The sequence below is a fragment of the Pimelobacter simplex genome (assembly GCF_900114845.1).
In the GTDB taxonomy this organism is placed as follows: domain Bacteria; phylum Actinomycetota; class Actinomycetes; order Propionibacteriales; family Nocardioidaceae; genus Nocardioides; species Nocardioides simplex.
On the sequence record NZ_FOUK01000002.1, the window covers coordinates 280,732 to 306,441 of the forward strand.

Consider the following 25,710-nt stretch of genomic DNA (forward strand, 5'->3'; position numbering starts at 1 on the left):
GATGGCCGAGCTCGAGACCCAGCGGGAGCCGGCGCCCCGCAACGACGACGGCGAGCGCGACACGACGCTCGCCTTCCTCGCGTTCGCCCGGCACAGCGTGCTCAAGAAGGTCGAGGGCCTCGCCGACGACCAGCTGCGCCGGCGTCTCGTCGTCTCGGACACCACGCTGCTCGGACTGCTCCAGCACCTGGTCGACGGCGAGCGCTACTGGTTCGGCCACGTGGTCGGCGGCGACCCCCGCTGGGCCGAGGTCGACTTCTCCATGGTGGTGCCGGACGACCGCACGGGCGCGGACCTCGTCGCCGACTACCGCGCCGCCATCGCCGAGAGCGACCGGCACCTCGCTGCGGCCGGCTCCTGGGACGACCAGGTCGCCGCGCCGCCCGACGACGAGCGCCGGTGGAGCGTGCGCTGGGTGGTGGCGCACATGACCAGCGAGGTGGCCCGGCACGCGGGGCACGCCGACATCCTGCGCGAGCAGATCGACGAGGTCACCGGTCGCTGAGCCGGTCGTCGAGCCGGTCGCGCGCGGCCTGCGCGGCGTCCCGCTCGGCGGTGGCGGTGCGCAGCTCGGCACCGGTGCCGTCACGGACCTCCTCGGCCTCGGCGACCTCCTCGTCGAGGTCGTCGGACTGCTCCTCGAGGTCGGACAGCCGCCGGCGCAGCTCGTCGATCTCGGCCTGCAGCTGCAGCGCCCGGGCGGCCAGCCGGTCGACCTCGGCGCCGGCGTCCTCGTGCGCGGCCAGCGCGGCGTCGTACTCCTCGGTGGCGGCGGCGAGCCGCTCGTCGGCGGCCGCCCGGGCCTTGACCGCCTTGTCCGGGTCGGGGACGACGTGCAGGTCGGGCGGCCCCGGACGGGGCGCCTCGCGCGGCGTCGCCGCGAACCCCAGCGCCTCGGGGACCGCGATCGCGCTCGCCAGGTCGGCCGGGTCCATCGGCTCGATGCCGGTGGTCCGCAGCGCGCTCACGAGCAGGCCGCTGCGCACCGCCCGTCCGCACTCGGCATCGACCATCGCCGCCGTCAGCGTCGCCTCGACCTGCTCGGCGACGGCCTCGGTGACCCGCAGCCCCTCGTCCTGCGCGAGCCGCCGGGCCTGCGTGGTGACCGCGGCCGTGACCTGGCGCCGCTGCTTGGTCAGCGTGCGGAGCTCGCCGGCCGACATCGCCTGCTGCGCCTCGCGCAGCGCGGCCCCGACGTTGAGCACCTGGTCGACCTGGGCGGCCTCACGCCGTACGAGGAGGTCGACGACCCACGCCGCGGTGCTGGGCTTGCGCAGCGCCTTGACCTGCGCGGCGAGCGGCGTCCCCTTGAGCTCCTTGGCCCGGGCGTCGCGCGCCGGCGTGAACTCGCCGAGGGACAGGGCGTAGAGCTCGTCGGCGATCTCCAGCAGGTCAGCCATCCGCCGAGTCTTTCAGCCCCGCGCCGATCATCGCCACGGTGAGGTCCACCAGCTGCTCCCGGTCGACGCCCGCCGGCCGCCCGAGCGCGATCCGCAGGCACGTCGACACGAGCACGCCCATCAGCATGAACACGACGCCCTCGAGCTGCTCGGGGGCGAGGTCGGGCCGGTGCCGGCGCGGGAGGAGGGAGGCGAGGCGGTGCAGGTCGCCCTCGATCTCGGGCAGGACGTTGGCGTTGTTGCCGGCGGGGAGCTGGTTGACCATGGCGGCGATGACGCCGCGGTGCCGCTCGAAGCCGTCGACGAGGGTGCGGACGACGAGCCGCAGGGCGTCGTCGAGGTCGAGCTCGAGGGCGTCGACGACGCTGATCATCAGGTCGTCGCTGATGGCGCGGACGGCCTCCTCGCGCAGGACGCCGAGGAGCTCGGCGCGGTCGTTGAAGTAGCGGTAGAAGGTCCCGCTGCTCACGTGGGCGTCGCGGATCACGGCCGTCGTCGACAACCGCTCGATGCCGTCGCGATCGAGGATCCGCACCGCCGTGTCGAGGAGGAGGCGGCGGGTCTGGACCGCCCGGTCCTGGCGGGGCCGGGCCCGTTGCCGCTCCGCCACAGGGGCCTCCGGAAAAGTGAATAGAAGGTGAGGATCTCTCACTTTAGCCTCGTCGCATGACCACGCGACAGGTCCCGCGGACGATCCCCACCAGCCTCCGGCGCGTCCCGGAGGCGCGCGAGCGGTTCGGCTCGTTCGCCGACCGCTACCTCGACGCCATGGCCGACGGCGACCCGCTCGCCGACGCCTTCGTCGCCGACTTCCCCGCGCTGGGCCACGGCCGGGCGATGCGGATGCTGCGGACGGCGTGCCGCGAGGGCATCGCGGCGGTGCCGGACGCGCCGGCGTCGCTGGTCGCCCTCTTCGCCGAGCTGGACGCCGTCCCGGCCTGGCACGACGCCGACGCGATCGACCGCGACTCGCGCCACACCTCGCGCTACTCGCGGGCGTCGGGGATCGTGCTCGGCGCGGCGTCGCTGGTCAGCGGGTACGCCAACTCCGCGGCGTCACGGCCCCTCGAGCTCACCGGCCGGTACGTCGAGAACGCCGGCGCCCGGACCATCGAGGTCGGCTCCTGGCTGCTCGCAGTCAACCAGCCCGGCGGCCTGACCCGGTTCAGCGACGGCTTCGAGCTGACCGTGCGGGTCCGGATCATCCACGCCCTGGTGCGCGCGAGCCTGCGCGAGCGCCCTGACTGGGACACGGCCGCGTGGGGGCTGCCGATCTCGCAGTCCTACCTGGCCTACACGCTCGTCGAGTTCACGCTCATCCCGCTGCGCGCGATGCGGCGGATCGGGGCGCCGTATCTGGCGCACGAGGAGGCGGCCGCGTACGCCCGGTGGCGCTACCTGGGCCACCTGCTCGGCATCGAGGACGGTCTGCTCCCCCGCAACGCCGCGGAGCAGGAGCGGCTCGAGGAGATCTACCTGCTCACCCGGCCGGTCGTCGACGACTACTGCCGGGCGCTCGTGGCGAGCATCAACCGGGAGTTCCTCGTGCCCGAGATCCAGGGCGTCCTCCCCCAGCGCCTCGGCGGCCAGGCGCCGCGCGTGGTGCACGCGCTGGAGCGGCTGTTCCTGGGCGACGAGATCGCCGACGAGCTCGCGATCCCGCGGACCCGGCTGACCCGGGTGCTCGCCGTGGTGGGTCCGGTGCTCAGCCTGGTCAACCACCTGCGCGACCTCGTGCCCGGCACGCTCGGGCCGCGGACCCGCAAGGGCAAGGCCTACGAGGTCGAGCAGGAGCAGCGGCTGCGGCGCGACTGGAACGTCCAGCACGACCTGGTCGACGCCTCCCCCGGCGGCGGCAGGCCGCACCCGGCGCGCGGCGACGGTTGAGCCGGGCCCGGGCTCACTCGTCCTCGTCGTCGTCGAGCCCCTGCTCGATGACGTAGCGGGTGAGCTCGACGCGGTTGTGCATCTGCAGCTTGCGCAGGGTGTTCTGCACGTGGTTCTGCACGGTGCGGTGCGACAGGACGAGGCGCTCGGCGATCTGCTTGTACGACATCCCCTTGGCGACCATCTTGAGGATCTCGGTCTCGCGGTCGGTGAGCCGCTCGCCGGGCGGCATCGCGGGCTGGTCCATCCGCCGGAACTCGCCGAGCACCAGGGCCGCCAGGCCGGGCGTGAAGACGCTGTCGCCGGCGGCGACGCGGCGGACCGCGTCGATCAGCTCGTCGCGCGAGGCGGACTTGACCAGGTAGCCGGTGGCGCCCGCCTTGACCGCGGCGAGCACGTCGTCCTGCTCGCCGGAGGCCGACAGGATGAGCACCCGCGACGACGGCTCGCTCGCGAGCACCTGCGCGGTCACCTCGACCCCGCTCGGCTCGGGGATCTGCAGGTCGAGGACGACGACCTGCGGCCGGGTCGCGTTGAACCTGTTGACCGCCTCGGTCCCGGTCGCGGCGACCGCGACCACCTCGAAGCCGGCCGCCGCGAGGTCGCGCTCGACCGCGTCGCGCCACATGGGGTGGTCGTCGACGACCATGACCCGGATCCGGTCCGTCATGGGAGGGACCCTAGGGCATGGCCGTCGACGGGCCTGGGTACGACGGGTCAGCGGGCCGGCACGTTCTCCTTCAGCCAGGTCGTGACGTAGGCGAGCACGTCGGGGTCGATCGTCGTCGTCAGCTGGGCGTACTCGTCCGGCGTCCCCGACTGCGCGGGCTGCATCAGGTGGTTGGCACCGGGGAAGACGTGCACGGTGGCGTCGGCGTTCTCCTGCAGGAAGCGGCGCATCAGCGGCTCGTTGAGGGACGGCGGCACCTGGACGTCCTTGCTGCCGAAGAACGCCAGCGACGGCACCTTCAGGGCACGCAGCGCAGGCTCGGGGTCGTACGTCGTCTGGGCCGCCATCGTCGGCGTGACCGTGGGCTCGAGCGCCTGGGCGCCGTCGAGGTCACCGGCGGCGAGCAGGTCGCAGAGCCGCTGGTTCGCCTCGTCGCTCTCGCGCAGCCGCGCGGGCGTGCTCTGGCCCTGGAGCTCGAGCTGGGCGCGCGCCTGGTACTTCAGCACCTCGCACCCGGTCTGCGCCGGACCGGCCATGAGCACCGTGAAGGCGACCTTCTCCGGCGCCCGGGACGCCGCGAGCGGCGCCAGGTAGCCGCCCTGGCTGTGGCCCATCAGGCCGATCCGCTCGGGGTCGATCTCGGGACGCTCCCGCAGGAAGTCGGTCATCGCGAGGGCGTCGGCGACCAGGTCGTCGTACGTCGCGTCGTCGTCGCTGCCGGTGGTTCCGCCGACGCCGCGGTCGTCGGTGCGCAGCACGGCGTACCCGGACCGGGTCAGCGCGTCGGCGAGCACCAGGAACGGCTTGTGGGCGAAGCCCTGCTCGTCGCGGTCCTGCGCGCCGGCGCCGGTCAGCAGCACGACGGCGGGGTACGGTCCCTCGCCCTCACCCTCGTCCTCGGGCAGGGTCAGGGTGCCGGCGATGGTGACCTCGCCGGCCTCGAAGCTGACGTCCTCCGAGCGGTAGGGGAACGGCTCCTCCGGCTCCTGCGGGCGCTCCAGCGGGGCGACCGTGCCGCGCTCGAGGCTGACGGCGAGCTCCTGGCCGCTCGTCGACAGCTTGCCGGTGATCCGCTCCGTGGCCGAGCTGTAGGTGCCGGCGAACGTGGCGTCCGGGGCGAGCTGCGGGACGGCGAACGCGACGTCGGCCACCGTCGTGCGGACGTCGGTCAGCTCGGCCGCGTCGAGGCCCTGTGCCGGGATGGTGATGGTCGCGCCGCCGTCGGCGAACGTCACGCCGATGTCGAGGGGCGCGCCGGGGACCTCGATCGCGCCGGCCCAGTCGCCGTCGAGACCACGGGGCTTCGCGGCGGCAGGCTTCTCGGAGGCGGGCTTCTTTTCGCCCTCGGAGCAGGCGCTCAGCACGAGCGCGAGGACGGCGAGGACGAGAACGATGATGCGGGGGGATTTTCGGGACATGGCGGGACGCTAGGTCGGACCGTGGGCCCCGCACATCGGGATGGTCCCGGGATCGTGCCCCTAGGGGGTGGCGCGGTGGAAGCGCCCGCGGCGGTGCAGCAGCGGGTCGTCGCCGGCCTCGTCGGGGCCGAGCTCGACGTGCTCCAGGACCGCGGCGACCTCGACCGACCAGCCGACCTCGCGCTCGCCGGCGAGACGGACGCCGGCCCAGGTCGCGGCCGACCCGAGCCGGGGTCCGTACGGCGTCGCGACGAACGCCGCCTGGCGGAAGGGGCCGCCCGGGGCGGGCGCCGTCCCGGCGAAGGCCTCGGCGAGCTGGCGGTCGGCCCACGAGAGCAGCTGGACGACACCGCGCCCGGTCTCGCGCAGCACCTCGAGGAGGTCGGAGTCGGGGTCGAGCAGCGCCAGCACGGTGGGCTCCGACCCGAGCGCGACCATGTGCGAGCTGACCGTCAGGCCGGCCCGCTCGGCGTCGTCGCCGGCGGTCCAGAGCGTGACGGCGCCGCCGACGCGGCCGCGGAAGCGCCGGGCCGGGTCGGGTTCGGCGTCGGCGAACGGGTGCGTGCTGTGGATGGTCATCGCGAAGATCCCTGCTCCCTCGGTACGACGAGCACCCACTCGGTGCCGTAGGACCCGGTGTCGAGCGTGGCGGTCCCGCCCAGGTCGCGGACCCGGCCCCGGATCGACTCGGAGACACCCATCCGCCCCTCGGCCTCGGCCGCGGCGAGCCGGCCCTCGGGGATACCGGGGCCCTCGTCGCGCACCGAGACCTCGACCCGGTCGCCGAGGTCCTCGAGCAGGATCCAGGCGGGCGCGCCGGGTCCGACATGGCGCTCGACGTTGTCGAGGCAGGCGCGGACGACGGCGACGAGCTCGGCCGCGGCGTCCGCAGGAAGGGGGACGGCGCCGGCCGGCAGCGCGACCTCGGTGCCGGGCCGGGCGTCGAGCGGCCCGAGCAGCGCGGCGAGGTCGGCGGTCCGGGCGGACTCGGCGGCGGTGCTGGCGGTGACGGCCTGCTGGGACCGGATGAGCGTGCGCAGCGCCTGCTCCTGCTCGCCGGCGAGGCGACCGAGCTCGGCGGCCTCGCCGCCCAGCTCACCGCCGCGGCGCTGCACGAGTGCGAGCACCTGCAGGACGCCGTCGTGGACCACCCGGGCCAGCCGCGCGCGCTCGGAGGCCGCGGCGGCCTCGCGCTGGGCGCGGTCGCGCTCGGCGGCCATCTGCTTGAGCGACTCGCACACGAAGCCGAGCATCGAGCCGCCCAGGAGCAGCAGGAACACGTTGCCCCAGTCCTTCTGGTGCACCTCGGAACGGGTGAGCAGGTCGACGGCGCCGAGCACGACGGCGGCCGCCGTCCCGCCGCGCCAGCCGTAGCGGACCGCCCAGGCCAGGAGCGCGCCCACGATCCAGTAGCCGGGGATGGTCGCGTTGAACCACTCCCCCTTGACCACCGGCGTCGCCAGCAGCAGGCCGACGGCGAGCGCCAGGTCGGCGAGCAGCACGGCGGGGAGCCGGCGCTCCGGTGCGGCGTACACGGGGATCGAGACGAACGTCGCGACCACCATCAGACCGACGCACGCCCAGCCGAGCACCGGGTGCTCGAAGTTGTTGCGGTAGGCGTTGAGCGCCACCGTGTAGCCGAGGACGACCACCCGGAGCACCGCCAGTGCCCGGAACATCCGGTCCTCGACGGCGATCGCTGCCCGCGTCGCCGCCGCGGTCCCCCCGACCGGTTCGGTCAGGACGCGAGCTTCCGCTGCTCGCCGTCGCCGTGCTCGGCCTTCTTGGCCTCGGACTTGGCGCGGGTGGCGTACATGTCGACGTACTCCTGCTGGGAGAGCCGCATGATCTCGTACATGATCTCGTCGGTGATCGAGCGCAGGATGAAGCGGTCGTTCTCCATGCCGGCGTAGCGCGAGAAGTCCATCGGCTTGCCGAAGCGCACGTGGGGGCGGGTCCAGCGGCCGAACGTCTTGCCCGGGGGCGCGACGATGTCGGTGCCGACGACGGCGACCGGGATGACCGGGACGCCGGTCTCGAGCGCGAGCCGGGCGATGCCCGTCTTGCCGCGGTAGAGGCGGCCGTCGTGGGAGCGGGTGCCCTCGGGGTAGATGCCGAAGAGCTCACCGTCGGCGAGGACCTTCTTGGCCGAGATCAGCGCGCCCGCGGCCGCGTTCGCGCCGGAGCGGTCGATCGGGATGTTGCCGGTGCCGCTGAAGAAGTTCTTCTGGAGCCAGCCCTTGACGCCCGGCGAGGTGAAGTACTCCGCCTTGGCGACGAAGCTGACCTTGCGCGGCACGACCAGCGGCATGAACAGCCAGTCGGCGTAGGACAGGTGGTTGCTGGCCAGGATGGCCGGGCCCTCGGCGGGGACGTTCTCGACGCCCTCGGCGCGCGGCCGGAAGATCACCTTGAGCAACGGCCCGAGGGCGATGAACTTCAGGAACCAGTAGAACAACCGATCGCACCTTCCCCTGCGCGTGCACCCGCCCGGACGGGCGCCGACTGATCGAAGCCTAGGGCATGTCTGCCCGTTGGTCGCCGTCGCGAGCGGTGCTTGCGGCCGATCGGGCAAGGCGGAGCAGCGAAGGCGGGCTGGTTGCCCGTCGAGTCTGCGACAACGCCGCCCGATCGAGTCGCACGCGCCGCGCAGCAGGCGAGCAACGGGCAGACATGCTCTGGTGCCTGGGAGCACATCTGCCGACCCGGCGACCACGGGCCGACGGTGCGGCACAATCGCTCCATGCCGCCGACCGCCGATGACCCCGCCGCGCCGCTGAGCGTCCCCGCCCGCCCCGAGCTGACCGGCGGGCGCCGGATCGGCGTCCTGCTCAGCCACGGCTTCACCGGCTCACCGGTCTCGATGCGGCCGTGGGGCGAGCACCTCGCCGCCCTGGGGTACGGCGTCAGCGTGCCGCTCCTGCCCGGCCACGGCACCACCTGGCGCGACCTCAACACCCACCGCTGGCAGGACTGGTACGGCGCGATCGTCGCCGCCTTCGACGCGCTGCGCGCCGAGCACGACGCCGTCGTCGTCGGCGGGCTGTCGATGGGTGGTGCGCTGGTGCTGCGCCTGGCCGCCGACCGGGACGCCGACCTGGCCGGCGTCATGGTGGTCAACCCCGCGGTCGCGACCCAGCGGCTCGACGTCAAGCTGCTCCCGGTGCTCAAGCACCTGGTGCCGTCGTTCCCGGCGATCGCCGGCGACATCAAGAAGCCGGGCGTGAGCGAGAACGGCTACGACCGCACCCCGCTCAAGGCCGTGCACTCGATGATGCAGGCCTGGCCGGTGATTCGCTCCGACCTGGCCCGGATCACGGTGCCGCTGCTCTACTTCCGCTCCCCCGAGGACCACGTGGTCGACGGGTCCTCCGAGCCGCTCATCCTCGGCGGCATCTCGTCCACCGACGTGACCCGGGTCGAGCTGGCCGACAGCTACCACGTGGCCACGCTCGACAACGACGCCCCGGCGATCTTCGAGCAGTCGGCGGCGTTCGTGGCGCGGGTGACCGGGTGAGCCGGTTCACCATCGCGCTGCCCATCGCCGACCGGCACCGGGCGGCCACCTTCTACCGGGAGACCCTGGGACTGGAGCTCGTGGGCACGCCGGCCGATGACGGCCTGCCCGAGCCGCTCCTCCTCCGGCTGGACGACGAGGTGCTGCTGGCCCTCATCCCCGCCGACGGCCTGGCCTGGGTGCTCGGCGAGCAGCCGCTGGCGGCGCCCGGCGTCACCGAGTGCCTCCTCGGCGTCACCGTCGACACGGCGGCCGACGTGGATGCCCTCGCCGACCGCGTCCGCGGCGCCGGCGGCAGCGTGGTCCGCGCGCCCGCCGCGCAGGCGTGGGGCTACACGGCCGTCTGCACCGACCCCGACGGTCACGCCTGGCAGATCACGGCCGCAGCGGCGTCCTGACCGCGGACGTCCTACGCTGGATCCGTGCAGCGGGAGAACCCCGACGAGGACGCCGCCTGGCAGGCCATCGTCGACAACTACGGCGACCGGGTCGAGCTCGACCCCGAGCCTCCCCCCGAGCCCGAGCCCGACGAACCCGACGAGCCCGAGGACCTGACCGACACCGGCGCCGACGGGGACGACGACGAGGACGAGGTCCCCGCCTACGACCGCTTCGTCCCCGAGGACCCGCCGCCGGTGCCGATCCCGCCGTTCGACCGGCTGCTCGCGTGGCTGGGCGTGTTCGGCTCGCCGACGGTGCTGCTGGTCTTTCTGATCTCCGGGCTGAGCATGCCGGGCTGGCTGGGCTGGCTGCTCGTGGGCGGCTTCGTGGCGGGCTTCTGCTACCTGGTCATCCGGATGCCGGGCTCGCCGCGCGACCCCTGGGACGACGGGGCACGCGTCTGATCGCCGCGTGGGCGGCGACGAGCGCGCTCACGCACAGCCCGGCGAGCAGCAGGTTCCGCACGACGAGCAGGGCGACCATCACGCCGCTCCAGGCGTCGTGGCCGAGCAGGTGGCGGTAGCCGACCGGGTAGATCAGGTGGGTCAGCGCCGAGGTCACCAGCAGGACGACGGTCCACCGCAGCAGCCGGCGGCGGTCGGCACCCTCGACCAGGGCGAGGCCGGCGCAGGCGGGCGGCAGCACCCACAGGAGGTACTGGGGGCTGAGCACCTTGCCGCCGGCGATGAACGCCAGCACCGCGGCGAGGGTCAACCAGACCACGGCGGTCAGTCCGGTGCGCGGGTCGGGCAGCCGCACCCACGCGTGGAGCCACAGCGCGACGAGGACCACGAGCAGCAGGGCGGTCGCGACCGTGGTCGCGGTGAGCAGCGCGTCGACCCCGGGTCCGCGGATCTCCCAGGCCTTCGACGGCGCGTAGAACACGTCGTACTCGCCCGGGGAGAGGGCCCAGCGCACCATCGCGGGCGTCGCCGCCAGCGACTCGATCTGCAGGCCGCGGCGGCCCTGGTACGAGAGCGGTGAGACGACCCGGTCCCAGCCGCCGACGGCGATGCTGAGCAGCACCAGGGCGAGCCCGGCGACGGCTCCGGCGAGGACGACCCGGACCCGGCTCGCGGCGGGCGCGGCCAGACCGGGCAGCGCCAGTGCCGGGCTGTACTTCACGCCGGTCGCCAGGACGGCGAGGACGGCCGCCCGGCGCGGGGCGTCGACGAGCGCGAGCAGGGCCAGCGCGACCAGGACGCCGGGCAGCAGGTCGAAGCGCGCGTACGACAGCGCCCCGAGCGCCGGCGTCGCGACCAGCCACGCCCAGACCGCCGCACGCGCACCCGTGGCCCGCGCCCGGCCGAGCAGCACGTGCAGGAACCACGCGTCGAGCAGGAGGGCGAGCAGGAAGACGACGGCCGGGTAGATCCCGCTGAGGCCGACGAGGTCGAGCAGGCCGTAGGGAAGCGCGAGGACCAGGAAGGCGGGCACGGGGTACTCGCGCAGGGTCTCCCCCACGCCGTTGGCGGCGAGGCCGTCGAGGTTGGCGGCGTAGTACTTCAGGTCGAACGCCGAGCCCGTCTCGACGCTCACGAAGAGGATCAGCACGACCAGCCGGCTCAGTCCCCAGAGCGCCCACACCCGGGCGCGGTCCGGCGCCATCAGTCCCGGCCGTCCCGGGCCAGCAGCGCGGCACCGACGGCGCCCGCCTCGGGTCCGAGCGCGGCGGGCAGCAGCGGCGGCACCGCACGGAACGCCGTCCCCTGCAGCGACTCGGCGAGCGCCCGGCGGGCCGGGGCGAGCAGCAGGTCGCCGACCGCGGAGACGCCTCCCCCGACGACGACCACCTCGGGGTCGAACGCCGAGACCAGCCCCGCCGCGCCGACGCCGAGCCAGGTCCCGATCGAGCCGAACGCGTGGAGCGCCACGTCGTCGCCGGCCCGGGCCAGCGCGGTCACCTCGGGACCGTCCAGGTGCCGGCCGAGCGCGACCCGGGTGACCCGTTCGAGGGCGCGGCCGCTGCAGTACTGCTCCCAGCAGCCCCGCAGCCCGCACTCGCAGGCGAGCCCGCCGGGCACCACCTGCATGTGGCCGAACTCCCCCGCCAGCCCGTGTGCGCCGCGCACGACGCGCCCGCCGAGGACGACCGCGCCACCGATGCCGGTGCCGATGGTGATGAGCAGCGCCGAGCCCACCCCGCGCGCGGCGCCCGCGACGAGCTCGGCATGGGCCGCGCAGTTGGCGTCGTTGTCGAGGACGACGGGCAGGCCGGTGCGCTCCGCGATCGCCTTCCGCACCGGGGCGTCGCGCCACGGCAGGTGGGCACCGAACAGGAAGCGCTCGCCGGCGGCGTCGACCAGCCCGGCCGCCGAGATGCCCAGGCCGGCGGGGGTCTCGGTGCCGGAGACGTCGTGGGCGGCGGCGACGATCGCGTCCTCGACCGCGGTGATCGGGGCGGTCCGGCCGGGCATGGGGCGGGTCGCCGTCGCGGTGACGGCACCGGTCGCGTCGATCCGGACGGCGAGCACCTTGGTGCCGCCGACGTCGACGCCGACATGGCCCGCGCCCATGCTCACCCCCGGGCGAGGTCCGCGGCGCCGATCATGCCGGCGCGGTTGCCGAGGACGGCGGGCACGATCGCGGCGCGGGGACGGAAGCCCCGGCCGGTCAGCTCGCGGTCGAACGCCTCCCGCACCGGGGCGAGCAGCAGGTCGCCGGCCGCGGCGACCCCGCCGCCGACCACGACGACCTCGGGGTCGAGGACGGCGACGAGCGAGGCGATGCCGTGCCCGAGCCAGCCGCCCAGCTCGGCGAGGAGGCTGACGGCACCGGCGTCGCCGGCCACGGCCGCGGCGGTGACCATCGGCCCGGTGATCCGCGCCGGGTCGCCGCCCGCGGCCGCGAGGACCGCTGGCGAGGGCGCGGCCTGGGCGGCCCGGACGAGCGCGCTGCCGCTGGCGTAGGACTCGAGGCAGCCGCGGTTGCCGCAGCCGCAGGGCAGTCCGTCGGGGACGACGCACAGGTGGCCGATCTCGGCGGCGACGCCGTAGGCCCCGCGCAGCAGCAGGCCGCCGGTGACCACGCCGCCACCGACGCCGGTGCCGACGGTCACCATCAGCTGGTGCTCCGCGTCGCGGCCCGCACCGTGGCGGAACTCGCCCCAGGCAGCGGCGTTGGCGTCGTTCTCGACCACCACCGGCAGCCCGGTGCGGCCGCCCAGGTCGGCGCCGAGCGGCTCGTTGCGCCACGCGATGTTGGGCGCGAACAGCACCGTGGAGCGGTCGGCCGCCACGTAGCCGGCCGCGCCCACGCCGACCGCGCGGACCGGGTGCCCCGCGGCCAGGTCGGAGACGAGCTCGGCGACCGTCGTCGCGATGGCCGCGGCGTCGGCGGCCGGGGACTCCACCCGGCCCTCCGCGACCACGGTGCCGTCGGCGTCCACCACGGCACCGGCGATCTTGGTGCCGCCGATGTCGATCCCGCAGGTCAGGTCGCTGGTCACGGTGCCGGGTCCGGCCCGTCGTCGTCGAGGTCGATGTGCTGCACCTCGGGCCCGCGCGGGGCACCGGAGCCGCTCTCGGGCGGCTGGGGCAGCGTCTCGAGCAGTCCGGCGGCGGCCTGCAGCAGCGACGAGGCGGCGACCGCGAGGTGTGCCTTGACCTCGGGCGAGGTCTGCCGCACCGCGTGGACCACCCGGCAGACCGGGCAGTAGCGGCACTCGGCCGCGTCGGTGGCGAGGTGCTCGTTGACGTCGTGGGCCATCGCCGCGGCCTGGCCGGCCAGGTGGCCGAAGCCGCCGGCGGCGTCGCCGGTGTGCTGCTTGGCGAGGTCGGCGAAGGCGCCGAAGAGCTTCATCGCCTCCTCGCCGACGCTGCCGATGTCGTCATCGGGCATGGTGCTGGCCTCCCATCGCCGCCGGGTCGGGCTCCGCGAACCGTACCCGCAGCTCGCCCTCGACCACGCTGGCGCCCGCCACCCGCAGCCGGGCCAGGCCGGGCGGGAGGGTCATCAGGCGGCGGTAGGAGCCGACGGTCATCACCAGCTCGTCGCCGTTGCGCGCGAGGTCGACCTCGGCCCGGGTGACGAACGGCAGCGCCAGGTGGGCCACCGCGCCGGTCTCGCCGCGGGTGACCCGGAACGGCCCGTCACCGGCCGGGACGGCGAGCGGGTCGGCGCCGTCGTACAGGCTGGTGGCGAGGGCGGCCAGTGCGTCGACGCCCACCGGCTCGGCAGCCTGGTAGCGGGAGGTCCAGACCGGCAGCCCGCCGAACGACTGCGCCACCTCGCGCAGCACTCCCGCCTGGGCGGCCACCCAGCCGGCCCGCCACGGGTCGCCGTCGCCGTCGGGGAAGACCCGGTTGGCCACCACGCCGTCGACGCGGTAGCCGAACAGGCACAGGCTCGTGTAGGCGCGGCGCGCCTCGGCGAGCACCACCTGCTCGGGCGTCAGCACCAGCCGGACGCTGGCCTCGGGGCCCGACAGCAGCGCGTGGACGTCGTCCAGCTCGCCGTGCAGGCGGGTGATCGCGTCGAAGACCGCGTCGCCGGGCATCGGGACGCCGGCCGCGCGGTTGAGCACCGGGCGCAGCGCCTTGACCAGCCGGCGCTGGATCGGCAGCAGCCGCTCGAGGTACCACCCGAGCGCCTCGGGGAGCGCCAGCAGGCGCAGCGTCTCGGCGGTCGGCGCGCAGTCGACCACGACGACGTCCCAGCGCCCGGACCGGGCGTGCTGGCGCAGCTCGAGGAGCGCGAGCACCTCCTCGGCACCGGGGATGACGGTCATCTCCTCGGCCGCGACCGGGTCCATGCCGACCGCGTCGAGAACCGAGAGGAGGTAGCGCTGGATGTCGGCCCAGGACTGCTCGAAGCGCAGCTGGGCGTCGACCTGCTGGAGGAACAGCCCGGGCGCGACCTCGGTCGGCTCGGCACCGCCGTTGGTCGAGCCTGTCGAGACCGCGCCGTAGGCGTCGGCGAGCGAGTGCGCGGCGTCGGTGGAGATCACCAGCGTGCGCAGGCCGCGCGCCGCCGCGAGTGCCGCCGTCCCGGCCGCGACCGTGGACTTGCCGACGCCACCCTTGCCGGTGAAGAGAACGATCCGCACGCCGGCAGACCTCAGGCGCCGGACTCGACGCGCTTCTTCAGGCCCTTGAGCGCCGTGTCGATGAGGATCTTCTCGCCCTTGCGCTTGAGCATGCCGATGAGCGGGATCGACACGTCGAGGGCGAGCCGGTAGGTCACCTCGGTCGCGCCGGAGCCGGTGTCGCGCAGCACGTAGGCGCCGTCGAGCGCCCGCAGCATCTTGCCCTCGGCGAGGGTCCAGGTGACCTGGCGGTCGCCGTCCCAGACGTAGGCGAGGGTGTACTCGTCCTTGATCGGCGAGACGTCGAGAGCGAAGAACACCTCGCGGGCCCGGCCGGCCTGGGCCGGGTCGCCGTCGTCGTACGACGAGCGGACATCGGCGACCGTGACGCCCTTGGCCCACTGGGGATAGGCCGCGAAGTCGGCGATGACGGCCATCACCTCGGCGGGCGGTGCGTCGACGACGATCGACGAGGACGTCTGTTCGGCCATGCGGGAAGGCTACCGGAGGCGGGCCCGGAGGCGCCGCGGGAGTAGGCTGCTGGCGCTTGTTACCGGCGCGTCAACCCAGCTGACGCCGCAGCTCAGCAGCCAGCAGATCAGGAGACACGGTGCGCGAGTACTCCACCCCGCAGACCATCGAGATCCCCACCACCGGGAACCTCACCGACGACGTGGTCCGCAACGCGGCCGAGGCGCCGGAGGTCGTGCAGTTCAGCCGGGCCACGGCCGACGGCGGCTGGGCGGACGTCACCTGCGCCGCCTTCCTCGACGAGGTCACGGCGGTCGCCAAGGGCCTCATCGCCTCGGGGATCGAGCGCGGCGACCGGGTCGCGGTCATCTCGCGGACCCGCTACGAGTGGACCCTCCTCGACTACGCCATCTGGTTCGCGGGCGCGGCCACCGTCCCGATCTACGAGTCCTCCTCCGAGGAGCAGATCCAGTGGATCCTGTCCGACTCCGGCGCCCGCGCCGTGGTCTGCGAGGACGCCACGCACCTGGCCCGGGTCGACGCGCTGCGCGCCGGGCTCACCGACCTCGAGCACGTCTGGACGATCGACGACGGCGCCGTCGCCGCCCTCACCACCGCAGGCGCCGGCGTCGCGGACGCCGACCTCGAGGAGCGTCGTACCTCGGTGGGGCCGGCGGACCTCGCCACCCTGATCTACACGTCGGGCACGACCGGGCGGCCCAAGGGCTGCATGCTCACCCACGACAACTTCCAGACCGAGCTCTGCGTCGCGGTCGCCGAGCTCGAGCGCCTCTTCGACACCGAGGGCGCCTCGACGCTGCTCTTCCTGCCGCTGGCGCACGTCTTCGCCCGCATCATCCAGGTGGGCTGCGTGAAGTCGCGCACCCGCCTGGGCCACAGCGCCGACATCAAGAACCTGCTCCCCCAGCTGGCCACCTTCCGGCCGACCTTCATCCTCGCGGTCCCCCGGGTCTTCGAGAAGGTCTTCAACACTGCCTCCCAGAAGGCGACCGCCGACGGCAAGGGCAAGATCTTCGACCGCGCCGCCGAGACCGCCATCGCCTACTCCCGCGCCCTCGACGGCGGCCGGATGCCGCTGCGGGTCCGCACCCAGCACGCCCTCTTCGGCCGCCTCGTCTACGGCAAGCTCCGCACCGCTCTCGGCGGCAACTGCGAGTTCGCCGTCTCCGGCGGCGCCCCGCTCGGCGAGCGCCTCGGCCACTTCTACCGCGGCATCGGCGTCACCGTCCTCGAGGGCTACGGCCTCACCGAGACCACCGCGGCGCTGACGGTCAACCTCCCCGACGCCCAGAAGGTCGGCACGGTCGGGCGCCCGCTGCCCGGGACCGCCGTCCGGATCGCCGACGACGGCGAGCTCCTCTTCCGCGGCGGCCAGGTGTTCACCGGCTACTGGAACAACCCCGCCGCCACCGCCGAGGCGCTCGACGAGGGTGGCTGGTTCCACACCGGCGACGTCGGCGAGGTCGACGACGAGGGCTTCGTCCGGATCACCGGGCGCAAGAAGGAGATCCTGGTGACCGCCGGCGGCAAGAACGTCGCCCCCGCCGTCCTCGAGGACCGGGTCCGCGCCTCCGCCCTGGTCAGCCAGTGCCTCGTCGTCGGCGACGGCCAGCCCTTCATCGGCGCCCTCGTCACCATCGACGAGGAGGCCTTCCCCGCCTGGGCCGAGCACCACGGCAAGACCGGCAAGATCGCCGACCTGGTCGACGACGACGACCTCCGCGCCGAGATCCAGGCCGCCGTCGACGAGGCCAACAAGGCCGTCTCGAAGGCCGAGTCGATCCGCAAGTTCACGATCCTCCCGGCCGACTGGACCGAGGAGGCCGGCCAGGTCACCCCGAGCCTGAAGCTCAAGCGCAACGTGGTCATGCGGGAGTGCCGCGACGAGATCGCCGCCCTCTACTCCTGACCTGCGGGCACCGTCGTACCGGACAAAATGGTCGTGGCAGGCCCCGATTCGCGACCATTTCGTCCGGTACGACGCTGACGTAGTCCGGTCGGGCCACTCCGCAGGCGCGATCGGTCATCGATTCTGGGGATTGTGCGATTTTCGCCACTCCCGCTCCCGGACGCGCTAGCCTCGGCCTGCTGCAGCCGGGGAGGGGTGCAGCGGACTGGCTTTGCTTCAGTGAAGTCGCTGACCGCGCGTGTCCGGGAGGGGCGAGCGGCAGCCATGGGGAGCGGGAGGGCTCTGAAGTGGATCGTCGTAGGTTGTTGCTCGTCGTCGCGGCAGTGATCGCGGCCCTCGGAGTCGGGCTCGTCTTCGTCTTCGCCCGAGGCGCCGAGACGCGCGCCGCCGAGAAGTACCGGACCACCAGCGTCGTCACCGTCGCCGCCGGCAAGACCGTCCTGCCGGGCGAGAGCATCAAGTCCGCCCTCGACACCGGCAAGCTCGCCGAGACGCAGGTCCCCGAGGGCCAGGTCCTCGAGAACGCGCTGCGCCAGAGCGACCTCGGCAACATCGACGACAAGGTCGCGCTGACCACCCTCTACGCCGGGGAGCAGCTGCTCTCCACGAAGTTCGGCGGCGTGGGCGACCCGGTCGAGGTGGCCTCGCTGCCGCTGCCGACGGGTCTCATCGCCAAGCCGGAGTCGTTCGACCTGCCGGTCGGCTCGTTCATCGAGCCCGGCTCGCAGCTCGCGGTGTTCCTCACCGTCAACCCGGGGACGCCGACCTGTCTGCTCATCGACCGGGTCACCGTGCTCTCCAAGGGCGCCCAGACGACGACCACCGTCGCGGCCGAGGACGGCAGCGGCGCGGCCGAGGGGGGCGCTCCGGCGCTGCACCTCGCGGTCACCCAGCAGCAGTTCGAGTGGCTGCAGGACGGCCGGGAGCGCGGCAAGCTCTCGGTGGCCCTCCTCAACAAGGAGAGCCAGGTCCAGGTCGACAAGGGCAACAACGTCTGCACCACCATCCGCAACGCTCAGTGAGGACGTCATGCCGGTTCTAGTCGAACAGGATCCGTCGCTCGTCGAGAGCCTGCTGGGGGCGATGCCCACCGGCTCCCACGCGGTCGCCACGACCGAGCGGGGCATGGCGTGGCTCGACCAGCACTCGGACGAGTACGTCGTCGCCCTCGGCCCCTCCGTCGACCTCACGTCGGCGCTGGCCACGGCCGAGGAGCTCCGCATCAAGCGGCCGACCGTCAGCGTCGTCCTGGTCCGCGACCAGTTCGACACCGACGTGCTGACCAAGGCCATGCACGCCGGCGTGCGCGACGTGGTCGTCGCCGGCGGCGACGAGAAGGCGCTCACCAGCGCCGTCGAGCGCGCCCACCAGCTCTTCCAGGCCCTCCGCGGGCCCGGCGGCGCGCGCCAGCTCGGCCGGGTGATCACCGTCTTCTCCCCCAAGGGCGGCGTCGGCAAGACCACCTCGTCGGTCAACCTGGCGCTCGCGCTGACCGACCGCGGGGCGCGCAAGGTCTGCCTCGTCGACCTCGACCTCGCGTTCGGCGACGTCGCGATCACGATGCAGCTCTTCCCGACCCACTCCATCGAGCAGGCCGTCGGGTCCGAGGACTCCATCGACCTCTCGATGCTCGAGGGGCTGCTCACCCGGCACGAGGACTCGCTCACCGTGCTCGCCGCGCCGGCCCACCCCGACGTGCGCGAGCGCGTGACGCCGCTGCTGATCTCCCGGATCCTGCGGGCGCTGCGCGACGGCTTCGACTACATCGTGGTCGACACCTCGCCCTCCTTCGACGACGCGACGCTCACGGCGCTCGACGAGACCGACGAGTGCGTCATCGTCGCCACGCTCGACGTCCCGACCCTGAAGAACGTCAAGGTCGCGCTCGAGACCATGGACATGCTGTCCATCGCCCGCGGGCACCGCCACCTCCTCCTCAACCGGGCGGACGAGCTGGTGGGCATCAGCGTCGAGAAGGTCGAGAGCATCCTCAACATGCCGGTGACGGCCCAGGTGGCCACCGCCGTCGACATCGCCGCCGCCACCAACGCCGGCACCCCGATCGTGTCCCACAAGCCGGGGCACCCGGCGAGCCAGGCGTACGCCCACCTCGCCGCCTCGGTGACGGGCGAGCCGGTCGCCGTACCGGCCCCCACCCCGGTGGCCCAGGCCGAGCAGCCCCGCTCGCGCGGCCTGTTCCGCCGCGGAAGGAGCTGAGCATGTCCAGCCTCTCCGACCGCCTCGCCGCGGCCCGCCGCGAGGCCGCCGCGCAGGGCAAGCACGCCGCCACCCCCGCCGCCGACGCGGCGCTGCTGGCCGGCGTCGTCGACGCCGCGAGCGCCCCCGAGGCCCCGGCCCCCGCGCCGGCCGCACCTGCTGCCGCCGCCGCCGCTCCGGCCGCTCCGGCGCCCCCTGCGGGCGAGGCCGGCAGCGACACCAGGTCGGCACCGGGCCCGCTGTCGTCGCGCGCCGCCGCCGCGGCCGGCGACCACCGCCCCGGACGTCGTCTGGCCGGCAACGACACCGAGCGCCTCGAGGACCTCAAGGCCAGCGTCCACGGCGAGCTCATCAAGCAGCTCGGCCCGCACCTCTACGACGCCGAGATGGACCAGGACGAGCTCGACCAGACGGTCCGCTCGGTGCTCTCCGAGGTCCTCGGCGCGCAGGACCGGCCGCTGAGCGCGTCCGACCGGGCGCGGGTGACCCAGGAGATCACCGACGACATCCTCGGCTACGGCCCGATCGACCCGTACCTGCGCGACCCCGAGGTCTCCGAGGTCATGGTCAACGGCCACGACGACGTCTGGCTCGAGAAGGACGGCCGGCTGGTCAAGGCCGAGGCGCACTTCGCCGACGAGGCGCACCTGCGCCGCACGATCGACAAGATCGTGTCCCGGATCGGGCGCCGCGTCGACGAGTCCTCCCCCATGGTCGACGCCCGGCTCCCCGACGGCAGCCGGGTCAACGCCATCGTCCCGCCGCTGGCGATCGACGGCTCGGCGCTGACCATCCGGAAGTTCTCGACCGACCCGTTGACCGTCCAGGACCTCATCAACTTCGGGTCCTTCACCCCGCAGACCGCCGACTTCCTCGACGCCTGCGTGCGCGGCCGGCTCAACGTGATCGTGTCGGGCGGCACCGGCGCCGGGAAGACGACGACGCTCAACGTGCTGTCGTCGTTCATCCCGCGGGACGAGCGGATCGTCACCATCGAGGACGCCGCCGAGCTCCAGCTCAAGCAGGACCACGTCGTCCGCCTGGAGTCGCGGCCCGCCAACATCGAGGGCAAGGGCGCGGTCACCATCCGCGACCTGGTCCGCAACAGCCTGCGCATGCGGCCCGACCGCATCGTCGTCGGCGAGGTCCGCGACGCCTCCGCGCTCGACATGCTGCAGGCGATGAACACCGGCCACGACGGCTCGATCTGCACCCTGCACTCGAACGGCCCGCGCGACACGCTCTCGCGCATGGAGACGATGGTGCTGATGGCCGGCATGGAGCTGCCCATCCGCGCGATCCGCGAGCAGGTGGCCTCCGCGGTCGACCTGATCGTGCACCAGACCCGCTTCAAGGACGGCTCGCGCCGGATCACGCACATCACCGAGGTGGAGCGGATGGAGGGCGACATCATCACCCTCCAGGACATCTTCGTCTTCGACAACTCCGCCGGCTTCGACGAGAACGGCCGGATCCTCGGCCGGCTGCGCTCGACCGGCCTGCGGCCGAAGTTCCTGGAGAAGCTCGCCTACGCCAACGTCGCCGTCGACCCGACGATCTTCCGGACGGAACGCCTCTGATGTCCGGGCGCCGAGCCCTTCTCCGCCGCTGCGCGGCGCTGCTCGTCGCCGTGCTCGCGGTGCTCCTGGTCCCGGCCCAGGCGCACGCCGAGGACGCGACCATCGGCCACGTCGAGTCCACCGGCGACGGCCTGCGGATCCTGGTCGACGTCCCGGCCGGCGTGCAGGTCGACCTCGGCGGCGTCACCGCGACGCTCGAGGGCCAGGCGCTGGACGCGACGGCCGAGGGCACCAGCAGCGGCTCCGTGGTCAAGCGGACGACGATCCTGGTCGTCGACACCAGCAACTCGATGCGGCGCCAGGGCCGGTTCGCGGCGGCCAAGCAGGCGGCCTCGACGTACCTCGACGCGGTCCCGGCCGACGTCGCGGTCGGCATCGTCACCTTCGACAGCAAGGTCACCGTCGCCCTCGCGCCCACCACCGACCGCGCCGCCGCGCAGACCGTCGTCGACGGGCTCGCGCTGCACCGCGACACCCTGCTGTACGACGGCGTGATCGCCGCCGCCCAGGCCGCCGGCGACGACGGCCAGCGGACCCTCCTGGTCCTGTCCGACGGCGCCGACGCCGGCAGCACCGCGAGCCTCGACGCCGCCACGGCCGCCATCAAAGACGCCGGACTGCGCGTGCACGCCGTCGGCCTCGACCTCGGCGAGAAGCAGCTCACCCCGCTCCGCACGCTCGCCGCCGCCGGCAAGGGCGAGGTCATCACCGCCAGCGGCGCGGCCCTCGCCCAGACCTTCGCCGCCGAGGCGGAGGCCCTGGCCGACCAGGTCCTCGTCACCGCTCCCCTGCCCGACGGCTTCGACGCCGAGCTCGCCAACGTCGAGGTCTCCCTGCCCACCACTGCGTCGGGCACCCTCGTCGCCCGCGCCCTCGCGCCCGTCCAGTCGGCCGGCTCCGCGAGCGTGACCCCGGCGCCGCAGCCCACGCTCACCGACGAGCGCGGTTGGGTGGCCCCCGGCTGGCTGCTCTGGGCGGGACTGGGCGCCTTCGCCCTCGGCCTGCTCGCCGTCGCCGTGCTCCTCGTCCCGTCGCGCCCGGCCCCGATGAGCATCGCGGACCGCGTGACGGCGTACAGCACGCGGGTGACGGGCCTCGAGGAGCGCCACGACACCAAGCCGCCCGCCGAGCCCGTCCTCGACCAGGCCAAGGCCGCCGCGGCCAGCGTCCTCGAGCACAACAGCGCCCTCAACGAGCGGATGACCCGCCGCCTCGCCGCCGCGGGGAGCGAGTTCAAGCCCTCCGAGTGGCTCCTGGTCCACATCGGCGCGGTCCTCGCCGCCGGCGTGATCGGCCTCCTCCTCGGCCGCGGCAACATCATCGTCGGCCTGCTCTTCATGGTGATCGGCTTCCTGGTCCCCCCGATCTACCTGCGGTTCATGGCCGGACGCCGCCGCCGCGCCTTCGACAACGCCCTCCCCGAGGTCCTCCAGCTCCTCTCCGGCGCCCTCAGCGCCGGCCTCTCCCTCGCCCAGGCCGTCGACACCGTCGTCCGCGAGGGCCCGGAGCCCATCGCCTCGGAGTTCAAGCGCGTCCTCGTCGAGGCCCGCATCGGCGTCTCCATCGAGGACGCCTTCGAGGGCGTCGCCGCCCGCTTCCAGAGCAAGGACTTCGGCTGGGCCGTGATGGCCATCCGGATCCAGCGCCAGGTCGGCGGCAACCTGGCCGAGCTGCTCACGACCGTGGCGGCGACGATGCGGGAGCGGCAGTACCTGCGCCGGCACGTGCGGGCGCTGTCGGCCGAGGGCCGGCTGTCCGCCGTCATCCTGTGCATCCTGCCGCCCGCCTTCGCCGTGTTCCTGTTCGTGGCCAACCGGAGCTTCCTCGACCCGCTCGTCCACGATCCGCGCGGCTGGATCCTCACCGGCTTCGGCGTGCTCTGGATGGCGATCGGCTCCTTCTGGATGTCGCAGATGGTGAAGGTGGACGCGTGATGCTTCTCCTCCTTGCTTTCGTCCTGTTCCTCGCGGCGATCGGCGCCGTCGGCGCCGCCTTCGTCCGCGAGCCACCGCAGGGACTGGCCCGCGCGCTGGAGGCCCTCGAGCGCTCCGGGATGGCGGGCCAGGAGCTCGCCGAGGAGGCCGACCGCTCGTTCGCCGACCGGGTCCTCGCACCGTTCCAGCACCGAGCCCTGACCATCGGCCGGCGCCTGACCGGCGCCGACAAGGCCGAGCGGATCCGGCGCAAGCTCGACCTCGCGGGCAACCCGCACGGCTGGACCGTCGACCGGGTGCTGTCGACCAAGGTCCTCTGCGCCGTGGTGCTCCCCGTCCTGATCATCGCCTACGGAGCGCTGCTGGGCGGCTCGATCACCACGCTCGTCCTCGTCGCCCTGGCGGCGACGCTGCTCGGCTTCGTGGCGCCCGACCTCTACCTCTACAACAAGGCCGCCCACCGCGCCGACCAGATCAAGCGCACGCTCGCCGACGCGGTCGACCTGCTGACCATCAGCGTCGAGGCCGGGCTCGGCTTCGACGCCGCGCTGCAGCAGGTCGCCCGGCACACCTCGGGCCCGGTCGCGGAGGAGTTCGCCCGCGTGCTGCGCGAGATGCAGCTGGGAAAGAGCCGTTCCGAGGCGCTGCGCTCGCTGGCCGCGCGTAGCAACGTCGACGACCTCAACACCTTCGTCGGGTCGATGGTCCAGGCCGACGCCTTCGGCATCCCCATCGCCCAGGTGCTGCGCGTGCAGTCGGGTGAGATCCGGGTCAAGCGCCGGCAGTACGCCGAGGAGAAGGCGCAGAAGGTCCCCGTGAAGATCATGATCCCCCTGATCCTGTTCATCCTGCCCTGCCTGTTCATCGTGGTCATGGGACCCGCCGTGCTCAACGCGATTGACGCGTTCAACGGGCAGTAGCGGGCCTAGGCTGAGCACATGCCGAGCAGCCAGACCTACGCCGTGGTCGCAGCGGCACGCCTCTTCGCGCTGCTGGCCATCGGCGGACCGACGCTGTGGCTCCACCAGGAGCAGGGTCTCCTCGCGCTCGCCGCGCTCGCCGCGGTCTGGATCTACCAAGGTGTGACCTCGACACGCCGGGAGCTCGAGCTGTCCTTGAGCCCCTCGACCGAGGCGGCGGCGATCGGCGTGATCTGCGCGCTCGGCCTCGGTGACGCGCCCGTGGTGCTGGCCGCTCTCGTCGTCCCGCCGCTCTACGCCACCGCGGTCGCCGGGGTCCGGACGATGATCCGCACGGTCATCGTCGAGCTGATCGCGGTCGTCGCGCTCGGCCTGATGTGGTGGCAGCGCATCAGCTCCGAGCAGGCGGTCTCGATCTTCACGTGGGCGATGGCCGGCCTGGGCCTCAGCCTCATCGCGGCGGTCACCTTCTCGTCCGACCGCATCCCCGACCCGCTCGCCCCCTACCGCGACGCGCAGGAGCACCTCAAGCAGCTCCTCGAGCTGGCCGGCAGCCTGAGCTCCGGCCTCGACGTCGGCGTCCTGGGCGGCGAGCTGCTCAGCCAGGTCAGCGACGACATCCCCAACCGCGGTCTGGTCCTCTACGTGCCGCGCGGCGACACGCTCACGCCCGTGGCCTCGACGGTCGAGCTCGAGTCGGCCGACGCGCTGGCCAGCGAGACGCTCGCCAACGACGTGCGGATGCAGGCCGGCATCGACGCCGCGCCCGTCGAGATCGGCCAGGGCTTCGCGTTCCGGGTCAGCGACCAGGCGATCGTCGCCGGGCTGCGACCGTCCGGCTCCGACTCGGGCCGCCCGCTCCCCCTGGCCGCCGTCGCGCGCGACGTCGCCGACACCTCGGTCAAGCTCGACGCGGCGCTGCTGTTCGCGCAGTTCCGCGACGCGGCGACCGCCGACGAGCGCAACCGGCTGGCCCGCGAGATGCACGACGGCGTCGCCCAGGACATCGCCTCGCTCGGCTACATCATCGACGCGCTCGCCGCACGGCCCGCCGACGAGCAGCAGGCCAAGGCGCTCGGCATGCTGCGCGACCGGGTGACCAAGGTCGTCGCCGAGGTCCGCCAGTCGGTGATGAACCTGCGCACCAGCATCGGCGAGAGCGAGAGCCTCGGCGCGGCCATCAGCAACGTGGCCCGCCACCTGTCGGAGTCGTCGGGGATCCCCATCCGGGTCCGCCTCGACGAGCAGCCCACCCGGCTGCGTCCCGAGGTCGAGGCCGAGCTGTTCCGGATCGCCCAGGAGGCGATGAACAACGCGGTCAAGCACGCCCGGGCGACGTCGATCGACGTGCGCTGCCAGGTCTACGCCCCCGAGGCGATCATCACGATCACCGACAACGGCGTGGGCCTGCAGAGCGCGAGAACCGACTCGCACGGCCTCAAGATCATGCGCGAACGTGCCAGACTGATCGGCGCGGAGCTCGTCGTCCGTGACAACGCCAGCCGCGGACTCACGGTCTCGGTAGCACTGAAGGTCCCCCGGAGCACCGCCCACGCCGACGCCGACGCGGGCTCCCCTACTCTCCTGGAGAAGCGATGAGCGAAACGATCTCGGTCCTCCTGATCGACGACCACGAGCTGATCCGCGACGGTCTGGGGGCGGTGCTCGACCTCGAGCCCGACCTGCACGTCGTCGCCACGGCAGGCTCCGTGCAGGAGGGCATCCACCGCGCCCACGAGACCCGTCCCGACGTCGTCATCACCGACCTGCAGATGCAGGACGGCACCGGCCTGGACGTCGTCCGCACGCTGCGCAAGGAGAGCGACGAGATCGGTCTCATCGTGCTCACCATGCACTCCGGCGACGAGCAGATCTTCGCCGCGATGCAGGCCGGCGCGTCCGGCTTCGTCGGCAAGGACGCCCCCTCCACCGAGGTGATCAAGGCCGCGCGCCACGCCGCGGTCTCTCCCAAGGCCTTCGTATGCGCCGGCCTGGTGGGCGCGATGATGCGCCGCCAGTCCGCCGAGTCGACCGCCCTGACCGAGCGCGAGCACGACGTCCTCCTGCTGCTCGCCGAGGGCCTCAACGCGGCGGCCATCGGGCAGAAGCTCTACCTGTCCGAGTCGACCACGAAGTCCCACATCGCGCGGATCTACCAGAAGCTCGGCGCCGCCAACCGCGCCCAGGCACTCGTCACGGCCATGCGGATCGGCCTGCTCTCGACCGTGCAGCCGTCCGCCCGCTGAGTGACCGACGACACGTGCACCACCCCTAGTCAGAAGTGACTAGCAGCGAGGAG

The 25,710-nt window shown here is 73.4% G+C and carries 26 protein-coding genes; 13 read left to right on the forward strand and 13 right to left on the reverse strand.

What is annotated here, in order from left to right:
* The first annotated feature begins 1 nt into the window (after position 1).
* Positions 2-505 carry a DinB family protein gene (locus BM223_RS08920; RefSeq protein WP_038678298.1) on the forward strand — a complete coding sequence of 168 codons (504 nt, stop codon included), beginning with the start codon at positions 2-4 and terminating at the stop codon, positions 503-505.
* Here BM223_RS08920 and BM223_RS28870 read toward each other — a convergent pair.
* Both BM223_RS28870 and BM223_RS08930 read right to left on the reverse strand, forming a co-directional pair.
* Positions 492-1,400: a hypothetical protein gene (locus BM223_RS28870; RefSeq protein ID WP_038678297.1), complete on the reverse strand. Its 909-nt coding sequence runs from the start codon at positions 1,398-1,400 to the stop codon at positions 492-494. The genes BM223_RS08920 and BM223_RS28870 overlap by 14 nt on opposite strands.
* Positions 1,393-2,010: a TetR/AcrR family transcriptional regulator gene (locus BM223_RS08930; RefSeq protein ID WP_052138487.1), complete on the reverse strand. Its 618-nt coding sequence runs from the start codon at positions 2,008-2,010 to the stop codon at positions 1,393-1,395. The genes BM223_RS28870 and BM223_RS08930 overlap by 8 nt, the downstream gene beginning before the upstream one ends.
* Positions 2,011-2,066: 56 nt before the next feature.
* Between BM223_RS08930 and BM223_RS08935 the strand changes: the two genes are divergently transcribed.
* Complete coding sequence (locus tag BM223_RS08935; protein ID WP_052138486.1) at positions 2,067-3,287, forward strand: oxygenase MpaB family protein; 1,221 nt, start codon at positions 2,067-2,069, stop codon at positions 3,285-3,287.
* A 13-nt stretch (positions 3,288-3,300) separates the two neighbouring features.
* Here BM223_RS08935 and BM223_RS08940 read toward each other — a convergent pair whose 3' ends face one another.
* Genes BM223_RS08940 through BM223_RS08960 form a run of 5 tightly spaced genes read right to left on the reverse strand, consistent with a single transcriptional unit; the run spans position 3,301 to position 7,833 of the window.
* Complete coding sequence (locus tag BM223_RS08940; protein WP_038678295.1) at positions 3,301-3,957, reverse strand: response regulator; 657 nt, start codon at positions 3,955-3,957, stop codon at positions 3,301-3,303.
* Between the two features lie 47 nt (positions 3,958-4,004).
* Positions 4,005-5,375 (reverse strand): alpha/beta hydrolase family protein, encoded by a 1,371-nt coding sequence (locus tag BM223_RS08945; protein ID WP_038678293.1) that lies wholly within the window; start codon positions 5,373-5,375, stop codon positions 4,005-4,007.
* A gap of 60 nt (positions 5,376-5,435) precedes the next feature.
* The gene (locus BM223_RS08950) at positions 5,436-5,954 is read right to left on the reverse strand and encodes a flavin reductase family protein (protein ID WP_038678292.1); all 519 of its coding nucleotides are present in this window, start codon (positions 5,952-5,954) and stop codon (positions 5,436-5,438) included.
* Positions 5,951-7,117, reverse strand: a complete 1,167-nt coding sequence (macS, locus tag BM223_RS08955; RefSeq protein WP_082003635.1) for a MacS family sensor histidine kinase — start codon at positions 7,115-7,117, stop codon at positions 5,951-5,953. Before macS ends, BM223_RS08950 begins: the two co-directional genes overlap by 4 nt.
* Positions 7,114-7,833, reverse strand: a complete 720-nt coding sequence (locus BM223_RS08960) for a lysophospholipid acyltransferase family protein (RefSeq protein ID WP_038678290.1) — start codon at positions 7,831-7,833, stop codon at positions 7,114-7,116. Before BM223_RS08960 ends, macS begins: the two co-directional genes overlap by 4 nt.
* A 285-nt stretch (positions 7,834-8,118) precedes the next feature.
* Between BM223_RS08960 and BM223_RS08965 the strand changes: the two genes are divergently transcribed.
* Genes BM223_RS08965 through BM223_RS08975 form a run of 3 tightly spaced genes read left to right on the forward strand, consistent with a single transcriptional unit; the run spans position 8,119 to position 9,737 of the window.
* Complete coding sequence (locus tag BM223_RS08965) at positions 8,119-8,892, forward strand: alpha/beta hydrolase (RefSeq protein ID WP_082003634.1); 774 nt, start codon at positions 8,119-8,121, stop codon at positions 8,890-8,892.
* Positions 8,889-9,290 carry a VOC family protein gene (locus tag BM223_RS08970; protein WP_052138484.1) on the forward strand — a complete coding sequence of 134 codons (402 nt, stop codon included), beginning with the start codon at positions 8,889-8,891 and terminating at the stop codon, positions 9,288-9,290. Before BM223_RS08965 ends, BM223_RS08970 begins: the two co-directional genes overlap by 4 nt.
* Positions 9,291-9,314: 24 nt before the next feature.
* Positions 9,315-9,737, forward strand: a complete 423-nt coding sequence (locus BM223_RS08975) for a hypothetical protein (RefSeq protein ID WP_038678289.1) — start codon at positions 9,315-9,317, stop codon at positions 9,735-9,737.
* Here the strand turns inward: BM223_RS08975 and BM223_RS08980 are convergent.
* Genes BM223_RS08980 through BM223_RS09005 form a run of 6 tightly spaced genes read right to left on the reverse strand, consistent with a single transcriptional unit; the run spans position 9,682 to position 14,850 of the window.
* On the reverse strand, positions 9,682-10,941 hold the full coding sequence (locus BM223_RS08980) for a glycosyltransferase 87 family protein (RefSeq protein WP_038678286.1): 1,260 nt from the start codon (positions 10,939-10,941) through the stop codon (positions 9,682-9,684). The genes BM223_RS08975 and BM223_RS08980 overlap by 56 nt on opposite strands.
* Entirely contained in the window at positions 10,941-11,849 is a 909-nt protein-coding gene (locus BM223_RS08985) for an ROK family protein (RefSeq protein WP_038678285.1), read from the reverse strand. Before BM223_RS08985 ends, BM223_RS08980 begins: the two co-directional genes overlap by 1 nt.
* Before the next feature lie 2 nt (positions 11,850-11,851).
* Positions 11,852-12,781: an ROK family glucokinase gene (locus BM223_RS08990; RefSeq protein WP_038678283.1), complete on the reverse strand. Its 930-nt coding sequence runs from the start codon at positions 12,779-12,781 to the stop codon at positions 11,852-11,854.
* Complete coding sequence (locus BM223_RS08995) at positions 12,778-13,173, reverse strand: hypothetical protein (RefSeq protein WP_038678282.1); 396 nt, start codon at positions 13,171-13,173, stop codon at positions 12,778-12,780. Before BM223_RS08995 ends, BM223_RS08990 begins: the two co-directional genes overlap by 4 nt.
* Positions 13,163-14,380: an ArsA family ATPase gene (locus BM223_RS09000; protein WP_038678280.1), complete on the reverse strand. Its 1,218-nt coding sequence runs from the start codon at positions 14,378-14,380 to the stop codon at positions 13,163-13,165. Before BM223_RS09000 ends, BM223_RS08995 begins: the two co-directional genes overlap by 11 nt.
* Positions 14,381-14,391: 11 nt before the next feature.
* Positions 14,392-14,850 carry an SRPBCC family protein gene (locus tag BM223_RS09005; protein ID WP_038678277.1) on the reverse strand — a complete coding sequence of 153 codons (459 nt, stop codon included), beginning with the start codon at positions 14,848-14,850 and terminating at the stop codon, positions 14,392-14,394.
* A gap of 119 nt (positions 14,851-14,969) precedes the next feature.
* Between BM223_RS09005 and BM223_RS09010 the strand changes: the two genes are divergently transcribed.
* The 8 genes from BM223_RS09010 (at position 14,970) to BM223_RS09050 (ending at position 25,657) form a co-directional block, all read left to right on the forward strand.
* Complete coding sequence (locus tag BM223_RS09010; RefSeq protein WP_038678275.1) at positions 14,970-16,760, forward strand: AMP-dependent synthetase/ligase; 1,791 nt, start codon at positions 14,970-14,972, stop codon at positions 16,758-16,760.
* A 302-nt stretch (positions 16,761-17,062) separates the two neighbouring features.
* The gene (locus BM223_RS09015; RefSeq protein WP_141267236.1) at positions 17,063-17,782 is read left to right on the forward strand and encodes a CpaB family protein; all 720 of its coding nucleotides are present in this window, start codon (positions 17,063-17,065) and stop codon (positions 17,780-17,782) included.
* A gap of 7 nt (positions 17,783-17,789) precedes the next feature.
* A complete protein-coding gene (locus tag BM223_RS09020; protein WP_082003633.1) occupies positions 17,790-18,977 on the forward strand; it encodes a CpaE/TadZ family protein in 1,188 nt (395 codons plus the stop codon).
* A gap of 2 nt (positions 18,978-18,979) precedes the next feature.
* On the forward strand, positions 18,980-20,557 hold the full coding sequence (locus BM223_RS09025) for a TadA family conjugal transfer-associated ATPase (RefSeq protein WP_038678272.1): 1,578 nt from the start codon (positions 18,980-18,982) through the stop codon (positions 20,555-20,557).
* Positions 20,557-22,491 carry a type II secretion system F family protein gene (locus tag BM223_RS27850; RefSeq protein WP_052138482.1) on the forward strand — a complete coding sequence of 645 codons (1,935 nt, stop codon included), beginning with the start codon at positions 20,557-20,559 and terminating at the stop codon, positions 22,489-22,491. Before BM223_RS09025 ends, BM223_RS27850 begins: the two co-directional genes overlap by 1 nt.
* A complete protein-coding gene (locus BM223_RS09040) occupies positions 22,491-23,411 on the forward strand; it encodes a type II secretion system F family protein (RefSeq protein ID WP_038684142.1) in 921 nt (306 codons plus the stop codon). The genes BM223_RS27850 and BM223_RS09040 overlap by 1 nt, the downstream gene beginning before the upstream one ends.
* An 18-nt stretch (positions 23,412-23,429) precedes the next feature.
* Positions 23,430-25,010, forward strand: a complete 1,581-nt coding sequence (locus BM223_RS09045) for a sensor histidine kinase (protein WP_052138480.1) — start codon at positions 23,430-23,432, stop codon at positions 25,008-25,010.
* On the forward strand, positions 25,007-25,657 hold the full coding sequence (locus BM223_RS09050) for a response regulator (RefSeq protein WP_038678270.1): 651 nt from the start codon (positions 25,007-25,009) through the stop codon (positions 25,655-25,657). Before BM223_RS09045 ends, BM223_RS09050 begins: the two co-directional genes overlap by 4 nt.
* Positions 25,658-25,710: the final 53 nt, after the last annotated feature.